Source organism: Flavobacterium sp. Arc3, from assembly GCF_041431375.1.
GTDB lineage: Bacteria > Bacteroidota > Bacteroidia > Flavobacteriales > Flavobacteriaceae > Flavobacterium.
Genome location: NZ_JASMRI010000016.1, coordinates 83,087 through 100,706 on the forward strand (window position 1 = coordinate 83,087; position 17,620 = coordinate 100,706).

17 protein-coding genes and 1 tRNA gene are annotated in these 17,620 nt (G+C 33.1%); 13 read left to right on the forward strand and 5 right to left on the reverse strand.

The features are described from left to right. Positions 1–77 precede the first annotated feature (77 nt). From QO200_RS12730 to QO200_RS12785, 12 genes are all read left to right on the forward strand, one after another. On the forward strand, positions 78–335 hold the full coding sequence (locus tag QO200_RS12730) for a hypothetical protein (protein ID WP_371540792.1): 258 nt from the start codon (positions 78–80) through the stop codon (positions 333–335). Positions 336–523: 188 nt separating this feature from the next. Next, a complete protein-coding gene (gene tpx / locus QO200_RS12735; RefSeq protein WP_371540795.1) occupies positions 524–1,021 on the forward strand; it encodes a thiol peroxidase in 498 nt (165 codons plus the stop codon). Positions 1,022–1,033: 12 nt separating this feature from the next. Beyond that, positions 1,034–1,408, forward strand: coding sequence for a diacylglycerol kinase family protein (locus QO200_RS12740; RefSeq protein WP_371540797.1), 375 nt, complete (start codon positions 1,034–1,036; stop codon positions 1,406–1,408). A gap of 22 nt (positions 1,409–1,430) precedes the next feature. After that, complete coding sequence (locus QO200_RS12745) at positions 1,431–3,869, forward strand: DNA translocase FtsK (protein ID WP_371540799.1); 2,439 nt, start codon at positions 1,431–1,433, stop codon at positions 3,867–3,869. 4 nt (positions 3,870–3,873) lie between these two features. Beyond that, positions 3,874–4,515, forward strand: coding sequence for an outer membrane lipoprotein carrier protein LolA (locus QO200_RS12750; protein WP_371540802.1), 642 nt, complete (start codon positions 3,874–3,876; stop codon positions 4,513–4,515). Between the two features lie 7 nt (positions 4,516–4,522). Beyond that, on the forward strand, positions 4,523–5,962 hold the full coding sequence (locus tag QO200_RS12755) for an LptF/LptG family permease (protein ID WP_371540804.1): 1,440 nt from the start codon (positions 4,523–4,525) through the stop codon (positions 5,960–5,962). A 9-nt stretch (positions 5,963–5,971) separates the two neighbouring features. Further along, complete coding sequence (gene ribB, locus QO200_RS12760; protein ID WP_371540807.1) at positions 5,972–7,105, forward strand: 3,4-dihydroxy-2-butanone-4-phosphate synthase; 1,134 nt, start codon at positions 5,972–5,974, stop codon at positions 7,103–7,105. A gap of 166 nt (positions 7,106–7,271) precedes the next feature. Then, a tRNA-Ser gene (locus tag QO200_RS12765) sits at positions 7,272–7,356 on the forward strand. A gap of 134 nt (positions 7,357–7,490) precedes the next feature. Beyond that, the gene (locus tag QO200_RS12770; RefSeq protein WP_371540809.1) at positions 7,491–8,108 is read left to right on the forward strand and encodes a hypothetical protein; all 618 of its coding nucleotides are present in this window, start codon (positions 7,491–7,493) and stop codon (positions 8,106–8,108) included. A gap of 567 nt (positions 8,109–8,675) precedes the next feature. Then, positions 8,676–9,431 (forward strand): hypothetical protein, encoded by a 756-nt coding sequence (locus tag QO200_RS12775; protein ID WP_371540813.1) that lies wholly within the window; start codon positions 8,676–8,678, stop codon positions 9,429–9,431. 1 nt (position 9,432) lies between these two features. Continuing rightward, entirely contained in the window at positions 9,433–9,828 is a 396-nt protein-coding gene (locus QO200_RS12780; RefSeq protein ID WP_371540814.1) for a DUF5675 family protein, read from the forward strand. A 10-nt stretch (positions 9,829–9,838) separates the two neighbouring features. Continuing rightward, positions 9,839–10,072 (forward strand): hypothetical protein, encoded by a 234-nt coding sequence (locus QO200_RS12785; RefSeq protein ID WP_371540816.1) that lies wholly within the window; start codon positions 9,839–9,841, stop codon positions 10,070–10,072. Between the two features lie 299 nt (positions 10,073–10,371). Here QO200_RS12785 and QO200_RS12790 read toward each other — a convergent pair whose 3' ends face one another. From QO200_RS12790 to QO200_RS12810, 5 genes are all read right to left on the reverse strand, one after another. After that, positions 10,372–11,172 carry a hypothetical protein gene (locus QO200_RS12790; protein WP_371540819.1) on the reverse strand — a complete coding sequence of 267 codons (801 nt, stop codon included), beginning with the start codon at positions 11,170–11,172 and terminating at the stop codon, positions 10,372–10,374. Between the two features lie 100 nt (positions 11,173–11,272). Beyond that, positions 11,273–11,692 carry a hypothetical protein gene (locus tag QO200_RS12795; protein WP_371540822.1) on the reverse strand — a complete coding sequence of 140 codons (420 nt, stop codon included), beginning with the start codon at positions 11,690–11,692 and terminating at the stop codon, positions 11,273–11,275. Positions 11,693–12,849: 1,157 nt separating this feature from the next. Continuing rightward, positions 12,850–13,008 (reverse strand): hypothetical protein, encoded by a 159-nt coding sequence (locus tag QO200_RS12800; RefSeq protein ID WP_371540825.1) that lies wholly within the window; start codon positions 13,006–13,008, stop codon positions 12,850–12,852. Between the two features lie 274 nt (positions 13,009–13,282). Beyond that, positions 13,283–14,263, reverse strand: a complete 981-nt coding sequence (locus QO200_RS12805; RefSeq protein WP_371540827.1) for a hypothetical protein — start codon at positions 14,261–14,263, stop codon at positions 13,283–13,285. Position 14,264: 1 nt separating this feature from the next. Beyond that, a complete protein-coding gene (locus QO200_RS12810; protein ID WP_371540830.1) occupies positions 14,265–16,103 on the reverse strand; it encodes an AAA family ATPase in 1,839 nt (612 codons plus the stop codon). 141 nt (positions 16,104–16,244) lie between these two features. Here QO200_RS12810 and istA point away from each other — a divergent pair. Next, the coding region (gene istA / locus QO200_RS12815; RefSeq protein ID WP_371540831.1) for an IS21 family transposase at positions 16,245–17,620 on the forward strand (1,376 nt) is incomplete at its 3' end.

The following is a 17,620-nucleotide window of genomic DNA, read 5'->3' on the forward strand; positions in this document are numbered from 1 at the left end:
ATGTTAAACTCAAAAATCAATTTATAAGCAACAAATAACTTTAAACTTTTAAAACTTTAAACCTTAAAATAAAAAAAATGAAATTACCTGTAATAAAGCATCTAACACAGTTTATAGAAGAAAATGACCAAGATTACATTATTGAAACTATTGAAGTTCTGGAAGCAATGACAGAGATTCCTTCATTGAAAGACGAAGAACTAGATGTTATAGGAGAACTAATTTCTAATATGTATGGAGCGATTGAAGTACATAAAATGGTTAAGAGTGGTACTGATAAAAAAGAAGCATTAAATACTTTTATGAAAAGAGTGATGGGTTCTATTGATAAATAATATCCGTTTTTATTTCACATCAAGCACAAAACGCACTTATTTTTAGGTGCGTTTTTCTGATTTTATACACTTAGTAAGTTAAAAAGCATTCGACCACAATAGTTTGCGTTAGTTCATAAATCTTAACTGTTAAAACTTAAATCTTAAATAAATTTCATACTTTTGAACCACAACTAAAAACAAAAAAAATGGCATCAATTACATTAGGAGGAAATCCAATACATACTTCAGGAGAATTACCAAAAGTGGGAACGCAACTGGCTGATTTTAAATTAATACAAAACGATCTTTCTGTTGCTTCGCTAAGCGATTTCGCTGGAAAAAAACTTGTGTTAAATATATTCCCAAGTATCGACACTGGAACTTGTGCAGCTTCAGTAAGAAAATTTAATGAAAGTGCTGGGAAATTAGAAAACACAGCAGTATTATGTGTTTCAAGAGATTTACCTTTTGCTCAAAAACGTTTTTGTGGTGCTGAAGGACTTGAAAATGTAATTAACTTATCTGACTTTAATTCCGGAGAATTTGGTAAAACAAATGGTCTTGAAATCGTTGATGGTCCATTAGCAGGCTTGCACTCAAGAGCCCTTATTGTGGTTGACACAAACGGGACTATTATCTATACAGAGCAAGTTCCTGAAATTGCTGACGAACCAAATTACGACGCTGCCTTAGCTGTACTATAATATTTTCATTTAATGGAATTTCAAAAAGACAATAGCTTTATCAAAGGAAGACTGAAAAGTGTGAGTTTCGCTGTGCAAGGAGCAATAAAGTTAATCACGACCGAACACAGTATAATGGTTCAGTTTACATTGGGAATTTTAGTTACCATTGCTGGATTATATTTTCAAATTTCGGCAACAGAATGGCTATTTCAAACATTGGCGATCGGCTTTGTACTGAGTATCGAAGGATTAAACACGGCTGTTGAAAAAATTGCTGACTTTATTCATCCCAATTATCATGAAAGAATTGGTTTCATAAAAGACATTGCTGCGGGAGCTGTATTTTTTGCAGCTTTAACAGCAATAATAATCGGTTTAATCATATACGTGCCTCTAATTTTTTAAGCATTAGAACATACAATCAAGAATGGCAAAAACAACAAAAAAAGAACCTTTAGACAAGAAAAACAATTCAAAAGCTAAAGAAAGTACACCGTGGGTATTAACTAAACAACACAAAATCGTGTTGGGCAGTCTTTTAATCTTATTTTCTGTTGCTTTACTAGTTGCTTTTATATCCTTTTATATTCACGGACAAGAAGATCAAAGTGCCGTTTCTGAATTGGGAGATCGATCAGAAACCGTACAAAATTGGTTGGGGAAATTTGGTGCTTTCTTGGCAGATGTAATCGTTTATAAAGGTTTTGGACTTGCATCTTTTCTATTTGTTCGCTTATTTTTCTTGACTGGAATCTTTTTAATTGTAGGTGTTTCTTCTAAAAAACTTAAAGGAATCTGGTTCTGGGATTTATTTGCTATTATTATTTTGTCCGTTTTATTTGGATTTTTCGCCACTTCATTACCTGAATTAGGCGGAACAGTTGGTTATGAACTAAATTCATTCCTGCAGGATTATATTGGAAAAACAGGAACCCTTTTACTTTTGATTTTCGGTCTGATTCTTTACGTTATTTTTAAACTTAAACTGTCTCCAGAAAGAATTCAGTCTTTTTTCGAAAATACAAAAAAAGAAATTAAATCTGATTTAGGGACTAATACAGCTCCTAAAACAGGGAACTCTTATAATTTAGAAGAGTTTGCCATTACCGAAGAAAAAGAATCAGAAAATCCTCCGCCACTTCCAAAGCCTTCACAGTTTGAAGTTAACAAAGAAGCTTTAAAACCAACGATTAGCCATTCTTCTGAAATTAATCTCGATCCTGTTGCTAAACCGAAACCAGTCGAAGAAGTATTAACAGATAAAAATGACGTTGACGATTCATTTGTTATTGAAACAGCCCCTGAAGAAGATCTTATTGAAGAGAATTTAGCGTCAAGACTTGTTTCGGATTTTGGTTTATTCGATCCAACTTTGGATTTATCCAACTATAAATACCCTACAATTGATCTTTTAAAAGAATATTCAACCGGTGGAATCACAATCAACCAAGAAGAATTAGAAGAAAACAAAAACAGAATTGTAGATACACTGCGCAATTATAAAATAGAAATTGCACAAATTAAAGCAACTGTTGGTCCTTCTGTAACCTTATACGAAATCGTTCCTGAAGCAGGTATTCGAATTTCGAAAATTAAAAATCTGGAAGATGATATCGCTTTATCCCTTTCGGCATTAGGAATTCGTATCATCGCTCCTATTCCTGGAAAAGGAACAATAGGAATCGAAGTTCCTAACAAGAATCCAACCATGGTTTCCATGAAAAGTGTAATTGGTTCTGCTAAGTTTCAGGAAGCTGAAATGGAGCTACCTATTGCCTTGGGAAAAACAATTTCTAATGAAACCTTTGTGGTCGATTTAGCAAAAATGCCTCACTTATTGATGGCAGGTGCTACTGGACAAGGAAAATCTGTGGGTTTAAATGCAGTTCTTACTTCTTTATTGTACAAGAAACATCCAGCTGAAGTTAAATTTGTCTTGGTAGATCCTAAAAAAGTAGAGCTGACTCTTTTTAACAAAATTGAAAGACATTATTTAGCTAAACTTCCAGATAGCGAAGATGCCATTCTTACTGACAATGCTAAAGTGGTCAATACATTGAATTCTCTTTGTGTAGAAATGGATAACCGTTATTCGTTGCTGAAAGATGCGATGGTGCGAAACATTAAAGAATACAACGATAAGTTTAAGGCTAGAAAACTAAATCCTGAAAACGGACATCGCTTTTTACCCTACATTATATTAGTTGTAGATGAGTTTGCCGATTTGATAATGACTGCAGGAAAAGAAGTAGAAGTTCCCATAGCTCGTTTAGCACAACTGGCCAGAGCGATAGGAATTCATTTGATAATTGCAACACAAAGACCTTCGGTAAACGTAATCACGGGTTTAATTAAAGCCAATTTCCCTGCAAGAATTGCTTTTAGAGTAACATCAAAAATTGATTCAAGAACTATTTTGGATACCTCTGGAGCCGATCAGTTGATTGGACGTGGAGATATGCTTTACACGAATGGTAATGATATTGTGCGTATACAATGTGCTTTCATAGACACGCCTGAAGTAGAAAAAATAACCGATTTCATTGGTTCGCAAAAAGCATATGCAACAGCTTATTTACTTCCAGAGTTCGTAGGAGAAGATAGTGGCATCAATCTTGATGTAGATATTTCCGAAAGAGATACTTTGTTTAGAGAGGCTGCCGAAATCATTGTAAATGCACAACAAGGTTCGGCGTCATTGTTACAAAGAAAACTAAAACTAGGCTACAACAGAGCCGGCCGACTAATCGACCAATTAGAAGCTGCTGGAATTGTAGGACCGTTTGAAGGAAGTAAAGCACGTGGTGTAAATATCCTAGACATGAGTTCTCTTGATCAATTTTTTAACAATGAACAAAACAATTAATACTATGAAAAAATTTATTCTAATTACATTTATTCTACTTTTTAGCTTTTCGACACAAGCACAAGACAAAAAAGCAAAAGCGCTTTTAGATCAAGTGACTTCAAAAGTTAGAAGTTATGACAACATTGTAATTGATTTTAAATATTCGTTGAATAATTCGAAAGAAAACATCAATCAGGATAGTAAAGGAAATGTGACGATGAAAAACAATCAATACGTCTTGAATTTCATGGGAATTACTAAAATATTCGACGGAAAAAAGACCTATACTATTGTTCCAGAAGATGAAGAAATTACTATTTCGAGCTTTAATGAAAAAGACGATAGTGCCATTACACCTTCAAAAATGTTAACTTTTTTCAATAGTGGTTATAAATATTCGATGGATATCCTACAAGATGTAAGAGGACGTAAAATTCAATACATCAAATTAATCCCTACTAACGCGAAAGACCAGAGAAAAGAAATACTATTAGGTATTGATGTACAAACCAAACACATCTATAACTTGATAGAAATGGGTAAAAAAGGAACAAAAACTACTTTAACAGTTAATTCTTTTAAAACCAATCAACCTTTGTCAAAAAATCAATTTATCTTTGCCGAAAGTAAATATCCAAATTACTACATCAATAAATTAGATTAATTCTTAGGTGAAAATTCTAGACAAATACTTATTAAAAACATTCCTGATTACATTTACTACGGTATTTGTAATCTTGTTTTTTATATTCATTCTGCAAACTGTTTGGCTATTTATAGCTGAACTAGCTGGTAAAGACTTAGATATAGCTTTAATTATTAAGTTTTTGATGTTTTCGATGCCTCGAATAATTCCGCTGGTACTTCCCCTTTCGATATTACTAGCTTCTATAATGACGTTTGGAAATTTAGCAGAGAACTATGAGTTTGCAGCTATGAAATCTGCGGGTATATCGTTGCAAAGAGCGATGAGAAGTCTGACTGCATTTATTCTTCTATTGAGTATTGTCGCTTTCTTTTTTGCCAACAATGTAATTCCGTATGCAGAATACAAATTCATTAATTTCAGAAAAAATATTGCACAGGTAAAACCAGCAATGGCTATCGCCGAAGGACAATTTAGCGATGTAGGTGATTACAATATAAAGGTCAATAAAAAGTCTGGAGATAATGGAAATATCCTGACAGGCATTACCATTCATAAGAAATCCAATACAGGAGACGGAAGCAAAACGGTAATCAAAGCAAAAGATGGAAAATTAGTTAGTAGTGAGAAATCAAGCATTTTACAATTAGTTCTTAATGATGGTAACTACTACGAAGACCTGATTCCAAAAAAATATGAAGATCGGCTAAAGTTACCATTTGCAAAAAGCTCTTTCAAAAAATACACCCTCAACATCGATTTATCACAATTGAATAAAGTGGATGTCGATGACAACAATATAGCCAACACCAACACAATGTTGACAATAAATGAGTTAAGCTATACTTTAGATTCTCTGCATAAAAACCTAAAAACCGAAATCGTTTCTTATTCGGAAAACATCAATTTGAGAACTGGAATAACAAGTAACAATACTATTCCTAACACATCCGTACAAAAAAAGAAACAACTTCCTGATGATCTTTTGTCATTGTATACGGATAAGCAAAAACTAGAGATATTAAAAATGGCAAACAGTAACACTGTAAGCACAGGATACTCGATTGATGCTACTAGAGTTAACTTAGAAAGTAAGCAAAAAAACATTAACAATCATCAACTTGCATTTTACGATAAATTTGTAATAGCATATGCCTGTTTTATGATGTTTTTTATAGGCGCTCCTCTGGGTGCTATTATTAGAAAGGGCGGACTTGGATTGCCCATTATCTTTGCTGTTTTAATTTTTATATCCTTTCACTTTATAAATACTTTCGGAAAAAAAATAGCACAAGAAAACGGTATGTCTCCTTTTATGGGAGCCTGGATGTCATCGTTCATCTTGACGCCACTAGCCATATTATTAACCTATCGAGCAACAAATGATATTGGATTAATAAATATGGACGTTATTTTAAGTCCATTCCAAAAACTATTTAAAAAATTATTTCCATCTAAAAAATAAACACCTATAATGGTCACAAATAAAATACAACTTAATACAATAGAAGAAGCAATCGAAGACATCCGTCAAGGGAAGATAATCATAGTTGTCGACGATGAAGGTCGCGAAAACGAAGGTGATTTTTTGGCAGCAGCCGAAAAAGTAACCCCAGAAATGATCAACTTCATGGCAACTCACGGACGCGGATTGATTTGCGCTCCATTGACAGAAAGTCGTTGTAAAGAATTAGGATTACACGTAATGGTTACTAACAATACCGACCCAATGGAAACTGCGTTTACTGTTTCCGTAGATTTAAGAGGTGGCGGAGTGACTACTGGAATATCGGCTGCTGATAGAGCTGCCACTGTTATGTCTTTTGCTAATCCCGACACTAAACCACATGATTTAGCCAGACCTGGACATATCTTCCCTTTAATCGCAAAACAAGGGGGTGTCCTTAGAAGAACAGGCCATACTGAAGCAGCTATCGATTTCGCTAGATTAGCAGGTTTTACATCCGCAGGAGTGATTGTAGAGATCATGAATGAAGACGGAAGCATGGCCCGCTTGCCACAATTGGCAGAAGTGGCGAAAAAATTCGATTTAAAATTAGTTTCTATCGAAGATCTTGTCGCCTACAGAATGCAGCACGATAGTCTGATTATTAAAAAAGAAGATTTTGATATACAAACTCGTTTTGGTAATTTTCGCATGAGAGCTTACGAACAAACGACAAATAAACAAATACATATTGCTTTAACTAAAGGTACTTGGAATTTAGGAGAACCTGTTTTGACAAGAATACACTCTTCTCAAGTTAACAATGATTTATTAGGTACTTTGACTAACAATGAGGACCAGCAGCTAGATGACATGTTTAAAGTAATAAATGAACAAGGAAAGGGAGCTGTAATCTTTATAAACCAAGACATGCAATCTGTAAATTTACTAAGTCGTATCTCAGAACTAAAGAAATTACAGGCAGAAGGCGAAATGAAAGCACCAAAAATTAAAATTGACAGCAAAGATTTTGGTATTGGCGCACAAATTCTGCACGACATCGACATTTCTAAAATTAGATTAGTCTCTAATACGCAGCAAGCAAAACGAGTTGGAATGATTGGATATGGCTTAGAAATCACCGAATATGTAAATTATTAGCCTTTTTTCATTTGTTTTAAAAAAATATATTTTTCCTAAAGCAAAGGAAATGAAACAATTAAAAAATAGCTTGAAAAATAGCTTAAATTTTTATCCAAATTGTTTTTGTAAATCGAAAAAGGTGCTTATATTTGCACTCGCAATCAGGTAGTGGTTGTCGCTCACTGGAGAAATGGCAGAGCGGTCGAATGCGGCAGTCTTGAAAACTGTTGACTGTAACAGGTCCGGGGGTTCGAATCCCTCTTTCTCCGCAGAAAAAATACCCTAACCCTTGTAAACAAAGGCGTTAGGGTTTTTTATTTCCCTAATATCCCCACATTATCCCCACAATCCATTCTTTTTATTTTTACTATTTTTTATTAATTTTATAATAAAAATAGAAATCATGAAAGATACAGTCTCAATCAAACAAATTGTAATTGATTTCATTTACATCAGAGAACAACTAAAGGAACTGTTTATCGATAAAATAGAATACCAACCGATAATTGAGTTCATACTTGCTAAAGATTATTTAAATGACGATTTAGACTTACCTTTTCCTAAAATTAAAGATGTGGAAGAAGGAACTGGATTAAAATCTCATACTCTCAGAAAACTATTACTTCAGATGCACGAAAGAATATTTACTTATGATAGAAAATTAAATCTAAGTTTTAAAAAAGTTTTATATCATTTCCATATTAAATATTCAGATCATTCTTTTGATTTTACAATGGATAAATTAACGCATTTACCAAGAATTGGCGAAAACATTAGCTTACCCTTTGTTAGTACTTTTACTTCTTTAAATTGGTTCTATGTTGATAGTATAAAACACGAATTTGCAGAAAACTATCAAGTTGTTATACTAATTCTCAAAGAAGGTGATTATAATGAATACTGGCGATTTATGAAAGACCAAGCAATTGAATTTGATGATATTGAATTTAGGGATACTTACAGTCTAAATGAAGCAGAACTCAAAAAAATAGTATATTCTAAAAATCAATATCGGAGATAAAAAATATTACTTCACTCCTACTCTAACATAATTCGAGCTGATTAATTCCATTTATAATATTAAATAGTACAACAGTGGCCAGAAACTAACCAATAATCAATAATTCTACCTGGTCCTGTTTTAAACTTGTGTACTGACAAAACTCTTCTATGCTTACAAACTCATTTTGGAGCTTATTTAGCTCCTTTCTGATATTATGCAACAATCTAATGCTTTGGCGATAACTTTTTCCTGTAATGCGCTGTATATCCTTCGGGTAAATACACAACCTCTTGTTTTCGATTTTCATACACTATCTATGCCTTTGACTAGGCTTTGAGTACTATTAAGACACTACTAACATTATTTCTTGTCAGATTATAAAATTAGTAAATATATTCTTTCCATTTAGAATGACATTAATGTTTATTTATGACATCTATATCATTATGGTACAAAGCAATGAAACGTTTCTTTTATACTAAAACTTTAAATAACATATTTGTTACCAATTCAATCTAAAGATGTTGCAACAGGATGATGATTGAGAGAATTTAAAACAAATTATTAATTTAAATTTTAGAAATTATGGCAAGGCAAAAAGGCATAATTAAGTTGAAAGGTACTATCGGAGATATTACTTTTTACAAAACCAAAGACGGGCATTTGGCACGTGAAAAAGGCGGAATTGACGCTAGTAGAATTAAGAGTGATCCTGCGTTTCAAAGAACACGTGAGAACGGTGCTGAATTTGGAAGAGCTGGTAAGGCCGGTAAGATTTTGAGAACAGCAATGAGATCTTTACTCTTGAATTCTGCTGATAGTAGAATGGTGAGTAGATTGACTCAAGCAATGATTAAAGTAATCCAAGCGGATGTGACTAGTGAGAGAGGACTGCGTAATGTAATTGATGGTGAAGCAGAATTGCTTTCTGGCTTTGAATTCAACATTAGAGGGAAACTGGGCACCAGTTTATTCGCTCCCTATGTTGGGGTTATTGATCGAGGTAGTGGTGTGATTTCTGTTGATTTGGATTCTTTTGTTCCTTCAAATATGATTGCTGCACCTGGTGGAACTACGCATTTTAAAATCATTTCTGCAGGTGCAGAAATTGATTTTGAAGCTGAAACTTTCACTGAAGCACATTCTGAAAGTGATATTCTTCCTTGGGGACAAACTGCAACAGCAGTGATTAACCAAGTAAACACAGTGACTCCGGGCAGTACTAAACCCCTGTTTTTGGCTTTAGGACTGGAGTTTTACCAAGAAGTGAATGGACAAATGTACGCCTTGAAAAATGGTGCATATAACCCATTAGCGTTGGTTTCAGTGAGCGGATTGTAGAATGCTTATTCAACTACAAAGAACTTATTTCCCTAACGGAACTAACGGAAAACTCGAATGTGAAGGTAAATTTATTTGTTATACAATTGAATTGCCTTGGAAGGAAAACGAGAAAAGGGTTTCCTGCATTCCGGAAGGGAAATATTTTATAAAAAAAAGATACAGTAATAAGTTCAAATGGCATTTGGAAGTTACAAATGTGATGAATAGAAGTTTGATTTTATTTCATCCTGCTAATAATGCTTTAATAGAATTGAATGGTTGTATAGCCCCAGTAACGAAACTTTCAGGACCTGGTTTAGGCCTTATGTCGAGAAAAGCATATACCAAATTAAAAGACTTGGTTTATAAAGCTTTGGACAGTAATGAAAGTGTTGAATTGATTGTTAAATTTTAAATTCATAATTATGAATATTATAAAAAGAGTAAAAGCACCAACTCCGAAGTTTTTCAAGATTTTGAGAAGTATAGGTTTGGCCTTATTGGCCATCAGTGGAAGTGTTATAGCTGCTCCAATAGTTTTACCCACGGCGATTATCGTTACAGCAGGATATATGGCAGTTGCAGGAGGTGTGATATCAGCAGTTAGTCAAATGGCGGTAGATGATAAAAACTCAAATAAACCTAGAGATGGAGACTAATATTTCCCTCCGAACCGGAACCGTATCAGGAACTTTTTTGAGTGTTTTACCTAATATCCTTTCAGAAGATATTACGAAAACAATTATCCTGGCAGTTCTAGGGGCAACTGTAAGTTTTATGGTTTCCCTCCTATTGAAATGGTTGACAAAATCGAAAAATAAATAGTCTGGTTATGATTGGTAACCTTTACACGACTGACCAAGAAATCCACGTCTCACGACTTGGCTTTCTTGGTTTATAACTCCAGGACTAGCTGCGTAATTTATAGATAAGAGGTTTCTTTTCAGCTGAAATCAATTTATAGATTTTCTATTAAATTAATCTTGTTTTCAACAAGATTTTTATCAGTTTCAGGTATTTGATTTAAATTCATTAATTGAAATAATTTTGAACCAATTTGAGTTAATTCTCCATTTTTAAAACCCCCTAATAGCTTTCCATTAAATTGTTTCAATAAGCTTAATTCAAAAAGTTCTGCTATCTCAAAATAAAAATCTAAATGAGTTTGTGCCTTTTCTTCATCTTGGAAGAGTTTACCCCAATTCTCAAAATTAATTTGATTTAAATCACTAATATATGATAAAATACATAGTTGTTGGTAACTTAGTCGGTCAATTATTTTAATTAAAGTTATTGACTTTTGGAAGTCAATTGAATCATCAAAGGTTATATTAGTTAGGAAAGCAGAATAATACTCAAGTTTTTTTTCTTCGTGTTCATTTTTAGCTTTTTGAAGCATTCCTTCCAATACAGTTTCTGCACTAGGTCTATCATTATCTTTGAAATCGAAAAAACCATCTTTTCTCGGTTCTTCACCAGCATCTAAGCGTTCTTTGATCATAATTGCAGATTTAAGATATGTAGCACTCACTCTGGTTTTTTCTCGTGGAGCCATAATTTGATCTGAGACTTCAGAACCAAGTCTTTTTAAGATGCTAGTAATCGGTGAGCTAACTGCTGCACCAACGAAGCCTCCTACTGGACCTGCAACTAAAAAACCTAGTGCTGTTGAAGATACTGATCCAATAATCCCAGCACCATTTTCAATAATTTCATCTAATTTTTGCCTAGTGAAGCCTTCTTTTTGTTCTTTACTCATATTAAAAATTAATAACAACTTGTTATTTATGTGCGATAATTGACAAGACTTACTTGTTTCTCAAATGTAACTAATTAAACTCTAAGAATTGGTTTTATTATTACTTGGAGTATGAGTGTAGAATCGTCCTCCTTATTTCGTTAATAAATTGAATATTTTGGCACAATTGAACTTCTTTCTGTTCTAATAACCTTAACGCTTGGACATGCTTCTTGTGGAACTCGTGTTCCTGCATCATTGCATTGACTTTTGAGTCAAAATTTTTTTTGAAATCTTTTATCCGCAAGAATGGAATTACGGACCCAATTAAAAATTGGTGCCAGAATTTAGATTTCCATAGACTGTAAGCTAACCAGTAGATTGTTTCGGCATCTTTTTCATCCGGGAACATAATTACAAAGCTATTTGTAAAAGGTTCTTTTTGAGGTTTCCCAGAATTCATTCCTTTGTTCAGTATAAAGATTTGGTTTCCCTTGTAGGCAGTGTCCTTTTGGTGGGTTTTGATGATGAAGTTTTGCATAGTACTGTTGGTTTAAAAATTCGACCTAATTTTTTTGAAAAGAAAAAAGAGAAAAAAAGAAAGCCATATAGTCTGCAGCAATGACGAACGAGAATGGAGGAAGGTACGACCGACTGGAAGTGAGGAATGAATGCTAAATTTGCTGGATTTTTTTCTCTTTCTTTTCAAGAAAATGCACTATAGTTCTCGTCGAAGATTTTAACACCCCCAAGCACCGCAGAAAATGATAATTGTAGCGATAGCGGAAATTATTGTTTTTCGAGGAGCGAAGTGGCGGGGTTGCGGCAATCGAACAGCCACTCTAGACCGAGAACGACACGTAGCTTTTGCGAAGTACAGAGAAGGGATAGAAGCGTGAAACGGCGGGGAAAAAATATAAGCCAGCCTATGGCGTTCCTTGATTTAGGGCAAAGTGGTAACGGAGCCAACCCCGATGGCTGTGCGAAGGAGCAACCGCTGAAAAAACATAGGGCGGCAGACCTGATACGGCTGGAATATAGTGCAATGAAAGAGAGCGCTTGTAGCGTAATGAAATGGAGCGAAAAGCAAACGAATGAATGAAACGAAATGAAGCGGTATTAGGGATGCATAAGCCCGACCGAACGCAGGAAGAGACCGTGTGAAGATGAGGAACGAACAGCGGAAGAAATATAGCTGCTTATTTTCAAGCTGCTGTATTTTTTTGTGCTGTGACGTGTCTGTGGAACGGAGGGAAACCTGATAATTGAATTGAAATAATAGATTGCCTATTTACCAAAAATGTTCTTATGGAAATGTATGGTTGACCGACTGGAACAGCCGAACGAAACAAAGGGAACGACCGTAGAGAGACCGCTTGATTGCCCGTGATGTTTAATTTATGTTATTTAAAATAAAGACACTATTTTAAAAGTTCTACATCTTGCAGTTTTCTGCTTTGCGGTTGATGAAGTGAATTTGTTTATTGTTTAATTCGGCCCCATTGGCTTTGTCGGAAGATAGATAGACGATATGTTCCAGGGCTATCTTATTGCCTGAGGCTGCACCAAAGTCGAGATACACCTGCTGTCTGTTGGAGAAAAAATCCACTTCGGTTAAAAACCGTTCTGTTGTTTTTAGGAATTATTTTACGGTAAACGGTTTGGTAATATCATCTACACACAGGTCGTATTCGCGCTTTAAGAGTTCCATGTTTTTGACGTATTGGTTGGTATACTGTTGACAAAAAGTATAGGAAGCTTAATCTCAAAAGCTACCACCATACCGGTCATGTAAGAATCCCCAAGATTGAGGTCTAGAAAAAGCACTTCTGGTTTGGTTTCTTTTATTTGCTGCATAAAGTTTTCGGCCGAAAAACAATCGGTTACAACTGATACCATACCGGATTGCCCTAGCAGTTGTTTGTGTTTATTTAATTGTTCTTTGTTATCGTCGAGTAGTGCGGCTTGCAGTTTGTGGATGTTATGCTTTTTTTATTTAATAAAATTATATTTTACTTAATATCAAACGAACACGGATTGCAAATCCGCGCCATCGGGGTTGAATAATGGCAGTAATTTAATCATATCTTTTTTATTTACTTTATTTAATTAATGATATTTTCATCATATTTTATATTAAACCAAGTTCTTTCGAAATATCCGCGGAAAGCTTGGACAAAACTCTTTTTGAATAATCACTTTCATCAACATAATTTCCAGTCACAAATCTTTTGACATCACTTTCACTATTAAAAAGTGTTCCTTGAAATTGCATATATAAGGCATTTATATATGCAGGACTATATATCATTCCTTTCATTATTATTTCATCAACATAATCTTTATGCATATTATATAATTTTGTCAATTGGAAAGTTGTTATGTTTTCAAAGGCACTTTTTATTTTCTCATTTGACCATGTTGGATTTTCTCCTTTTTTAAACCTTATTCTATATGATGTGCTTTTACCATTAATAAAATTAATATTTCTTGGTTTTATTGAAAATACGATTTCATTTGAAAAACCCTCTAAATATGGATGAATGTTATTTTCTAATGAAAATTTCTTATCTCCCTTAAAATTAGAATTACAAATATGACAACTCGGAATTAAGTTATAAAAAGATAATGAAAGATAAGGGTAATCAGTTTGACTAAAAAAATGATCATACTCAAATCTAGTACCTTTAATTATATCATTTCCCACAATAAACGTATATGATCTATTGCAATAAGGACATACGTTAATACTTAGTTTTTTACCTAGTTCATAAGCTTTCCATTTCGATAAGTCTTCATAATAAAAAACATAACTTAAAATTGATTTTAATTTTGGGGTTAATCTGCCTGTAAACTTTAAATTAAAATTTTCTATAAATTTCTTTAATTCCAAAGGTTCGGCTGTAATCAATGAGAAACCATTAGAATCTTTTTCAACATGTAATTTTAAATACTCTAAAACTTCTCTATAATATCTATTATGCTTGTATTTTTTTATGTATTTATCAAACATTTTTGAAATGTTCTGTTGTTTTCCTGGCTGTTTCCCACAAATATTATTGTAATGAAAATCAATAATTTTTGGAGCCGATGCTAAATGTATTTTAATCATTTTATAAGTTTAGCTTTTTCTCGATAATATCCAATCTTTCATGAATTTCTAAATTGAATCTCTCATTGTACATTTGCATCAGTTTGTGTTTTATTATTGGCTCACCAATTTGATGAATCAATAATCTTATACTTTCCCTATCAATTTTATTTATGTCGACTTTATTAATTAAATCTTTTATTAGGGAATTGATTTTCAATGCAGCAAAATCTCCAATTAAACCATCTTTAATAAAAAATGAGTCTGATAGAAGAGTATGAATATTAGCAGCAAATGTTTGTTTTTGATCATTTAAACTATCCTTTACAGTAACGACCATTTCTGATTTGCCATTTATCTCAATAGTTGTTCTCTCTAAAAAGATTGTGCTGTAGCTTAGTAAATCGGATGCAGGAATTGGAGAATTTGTTGTGAAAATAATCTGCAAGTTTCTTTTATTTCCATGTTCATCTCTGCTAAAGATTACAGGCAAGTATTCTAATATATTCTTTACAAATTTTTTCTGCCATGATGGGTGTAAATATACATCGCCTTCATCTATTAGAATTATTACATTTTTTGCTAATTTTTGGCCAAATTTGTGGCTGTCTGAAATTGAAAAGAATCTTGAATAAATATTTAACAATGCTTTTTCACCAGAACTAATGCTTCTCCATTCAAAATTCAAATATGAATTTACTGTGTATGTTTTTAAGTATAATTCTAGAAATTTATCTATGATATTTTCATTTTTAATATCAATAAATATTTTTGATTCTTGACTATTGAGATAAGAATTTTCAAATTTATCCTGATTATCAATAATATATTTAATAAAGACTTGATTATCGCCTATAAGTTGTTTTAAGCTTGGGAAATTATATTTTAAATTATCTAATTGTTTTTTGATTTCTTCAAAGAAGCTTTGTACGCAATCATCAAAAGTTAAATTAACTAAAGGAATTTTATCTTTTGACAAAATAAAATTCGAATTATACTTAATCTTGAATTCATGCTCTTCACTTGGCACGTTTACTGTGATTAACTCTTTTACTAAGTTTAAAAGTACATAGCAAATAAAAACTTTAAGAGACTGATTGAATTCATCATTACTCGAAGCATATTCATTTAAAACTAAGTTTTTAAAATTATCAAATTCTTTTTGAAACTCATTATCTTTTTGTGATGCTGTATTATATAAAAGATAATCAAGATTTACACTTATTCCAATTTCCTCAGGTAATTGAAATGTAATTTTATCTTTAGAAATATCGTTTGTTAAAAATTTCAGTTGTCTAAAAATGTCTTCAATTAAATGCACTCCCACCTGATTCGCATTTTTGGAAGCTGTACCTTGTAAAATTGCCATTTTGTAATCTTCAAAAATTAAGCAATTTGTAGAAATATCATACAAGCCATGGAGACTTCCTCCAGGTGTTCCATCGAAAACATTTGAAAAATAAACAAAGTCAGTATTAGGAAAACCCTTAAACTCGTAACCAAAATCAAAAAAATGATCAATTTCTTTTTCAGGTTTCTTTTTTTTAAATAATTGAATTTCTGTAATAATTTGTGAATCATATTTAAATTCACTGGTAGCTATCATTTTATAAACATCATTTTCTTTATAAACTAATATTATTTCTTCTTGAAGATTGAGTCCACTAGATAGATTATTCTTTAAAAAATTTAATATACTACTTTTTCCTGTACCATTTTTACCTATGATTGATGATACATTTACGACATTTGCTCCTGATTTATTTATATTATAAAAATCGGCTATGTATAATTCATTTTTAATACTGATGAGTTCATTAGTGGAAAAACCGGTCAAATTGACCACCCAATTCCAGTGCAAATTGACCACCAGTTCCGGAGTAAACTGACCACCCTATTCCAGTTCAAAATGACCACCTAATTTTGGGGTAAAATTGAGCATTAAAAACTACTTACTTTTTCATGTTGTTAGCACCATACATTCGTTAAAAAAATACGGATTATGGCAAACAAATTAACAGACATGAGTAAAATTAGAAAAGTAATTAAATTCTATTGTAACGGCAAGAGTAAGTTATTCATAAGTAGCTACTTATCTCTTTCTAGGAATACAGTAAAGAAGTATATTTCTTTATTTGAAGTCCTTGGATTAAGTTTAGAAGTCCTTAATGAAAAAACAGATGCAGAACTAGAACTTTTGTTTTCACATACTACCGTGGAATCAATAAGTCCCAAGATGCAGATTCTTTATGCTTTTTTTCCTAAAATGGAACGGGAACTTAAAAAAGTGGGCGTTACCATTCAGCACCTTTGGGAGCAATATATTGCCCTAAACCCTGAAGGCTACAAGAGTTCACAATTTAGCCATCACTACAAAATATGGGGCAAACGGGTCAATCCGGTAATGCATATGAATCACAAAGCTGGTGATAAAATGTATGTAGATTATGCTGGAAAAACACTCTCTATCATTGATAAAGACACAGGAGAAATCAAAGAAGTACAGTTTTTTGTAGCCATATTGGGAGCCAGTCAATACACCTATGCAGAAGCTTCTATGAGCCAACAAAAGGAAGATTTTGTTAGTTCTGTAGAAAATGCTATGTGCTTTTTCGAAGGTACTCCTGAGGCTATTGTCCCCGACAATCTAAAATCTGCAGTAATAAAAAGCAGTCGTTTTGAACCCACAATTAATGAGACCTTGGCTGATTTAGCTGAACATTACCAAACCACAATCTTGCCTGCCAGGGCTTATAAACCAAGAGATAAGTCATTGGTTGAAGGAGCCGTTAAGATATTGTACCGAAGGATTTATGTAAATCTAAAAGAAACCAAATTCTTTTCTCTGGAAGAATTAAACCAGCAGATATGGGATTTATTGGATGCTCATAATAGCCGAAAACTCACAGGACGTCCTTACTCTCGTATAGAATTATTTTTAGAAGACGAGCAACAAAAACTACGTCCACTACCACAAGAACGCTTTGAAATCAAATACCAATCCTTTGCAACAGTGATGCAAAATGGACATGTTCAATTGAGTCAGGACAAAAATTACTACAGCGTTCCCTATCAATATATAAAGAAAAAAGCGAAACTATTATATACCAAATCAACCGTAGAGATCTATTACAAATACAACCGAATAGCCGTTCACGCGCGAAATTACAAGCCTTACATCTATAATACAACTCCAGAACATTTGGCCAGTACGCATCAATTTGTAGCCCAGTGGAGTGCTGCTCGCTTCATTGATTGGGCAAGTAGCATTGATGCCTTTGTAGGGGAATATATTTTACATATTATTGAAAGTAGAAACCATCCTGAACAAGCCTATAAAAGTTGTTTAGGAATACTAAACTTCGAGAAAAAGGTGGG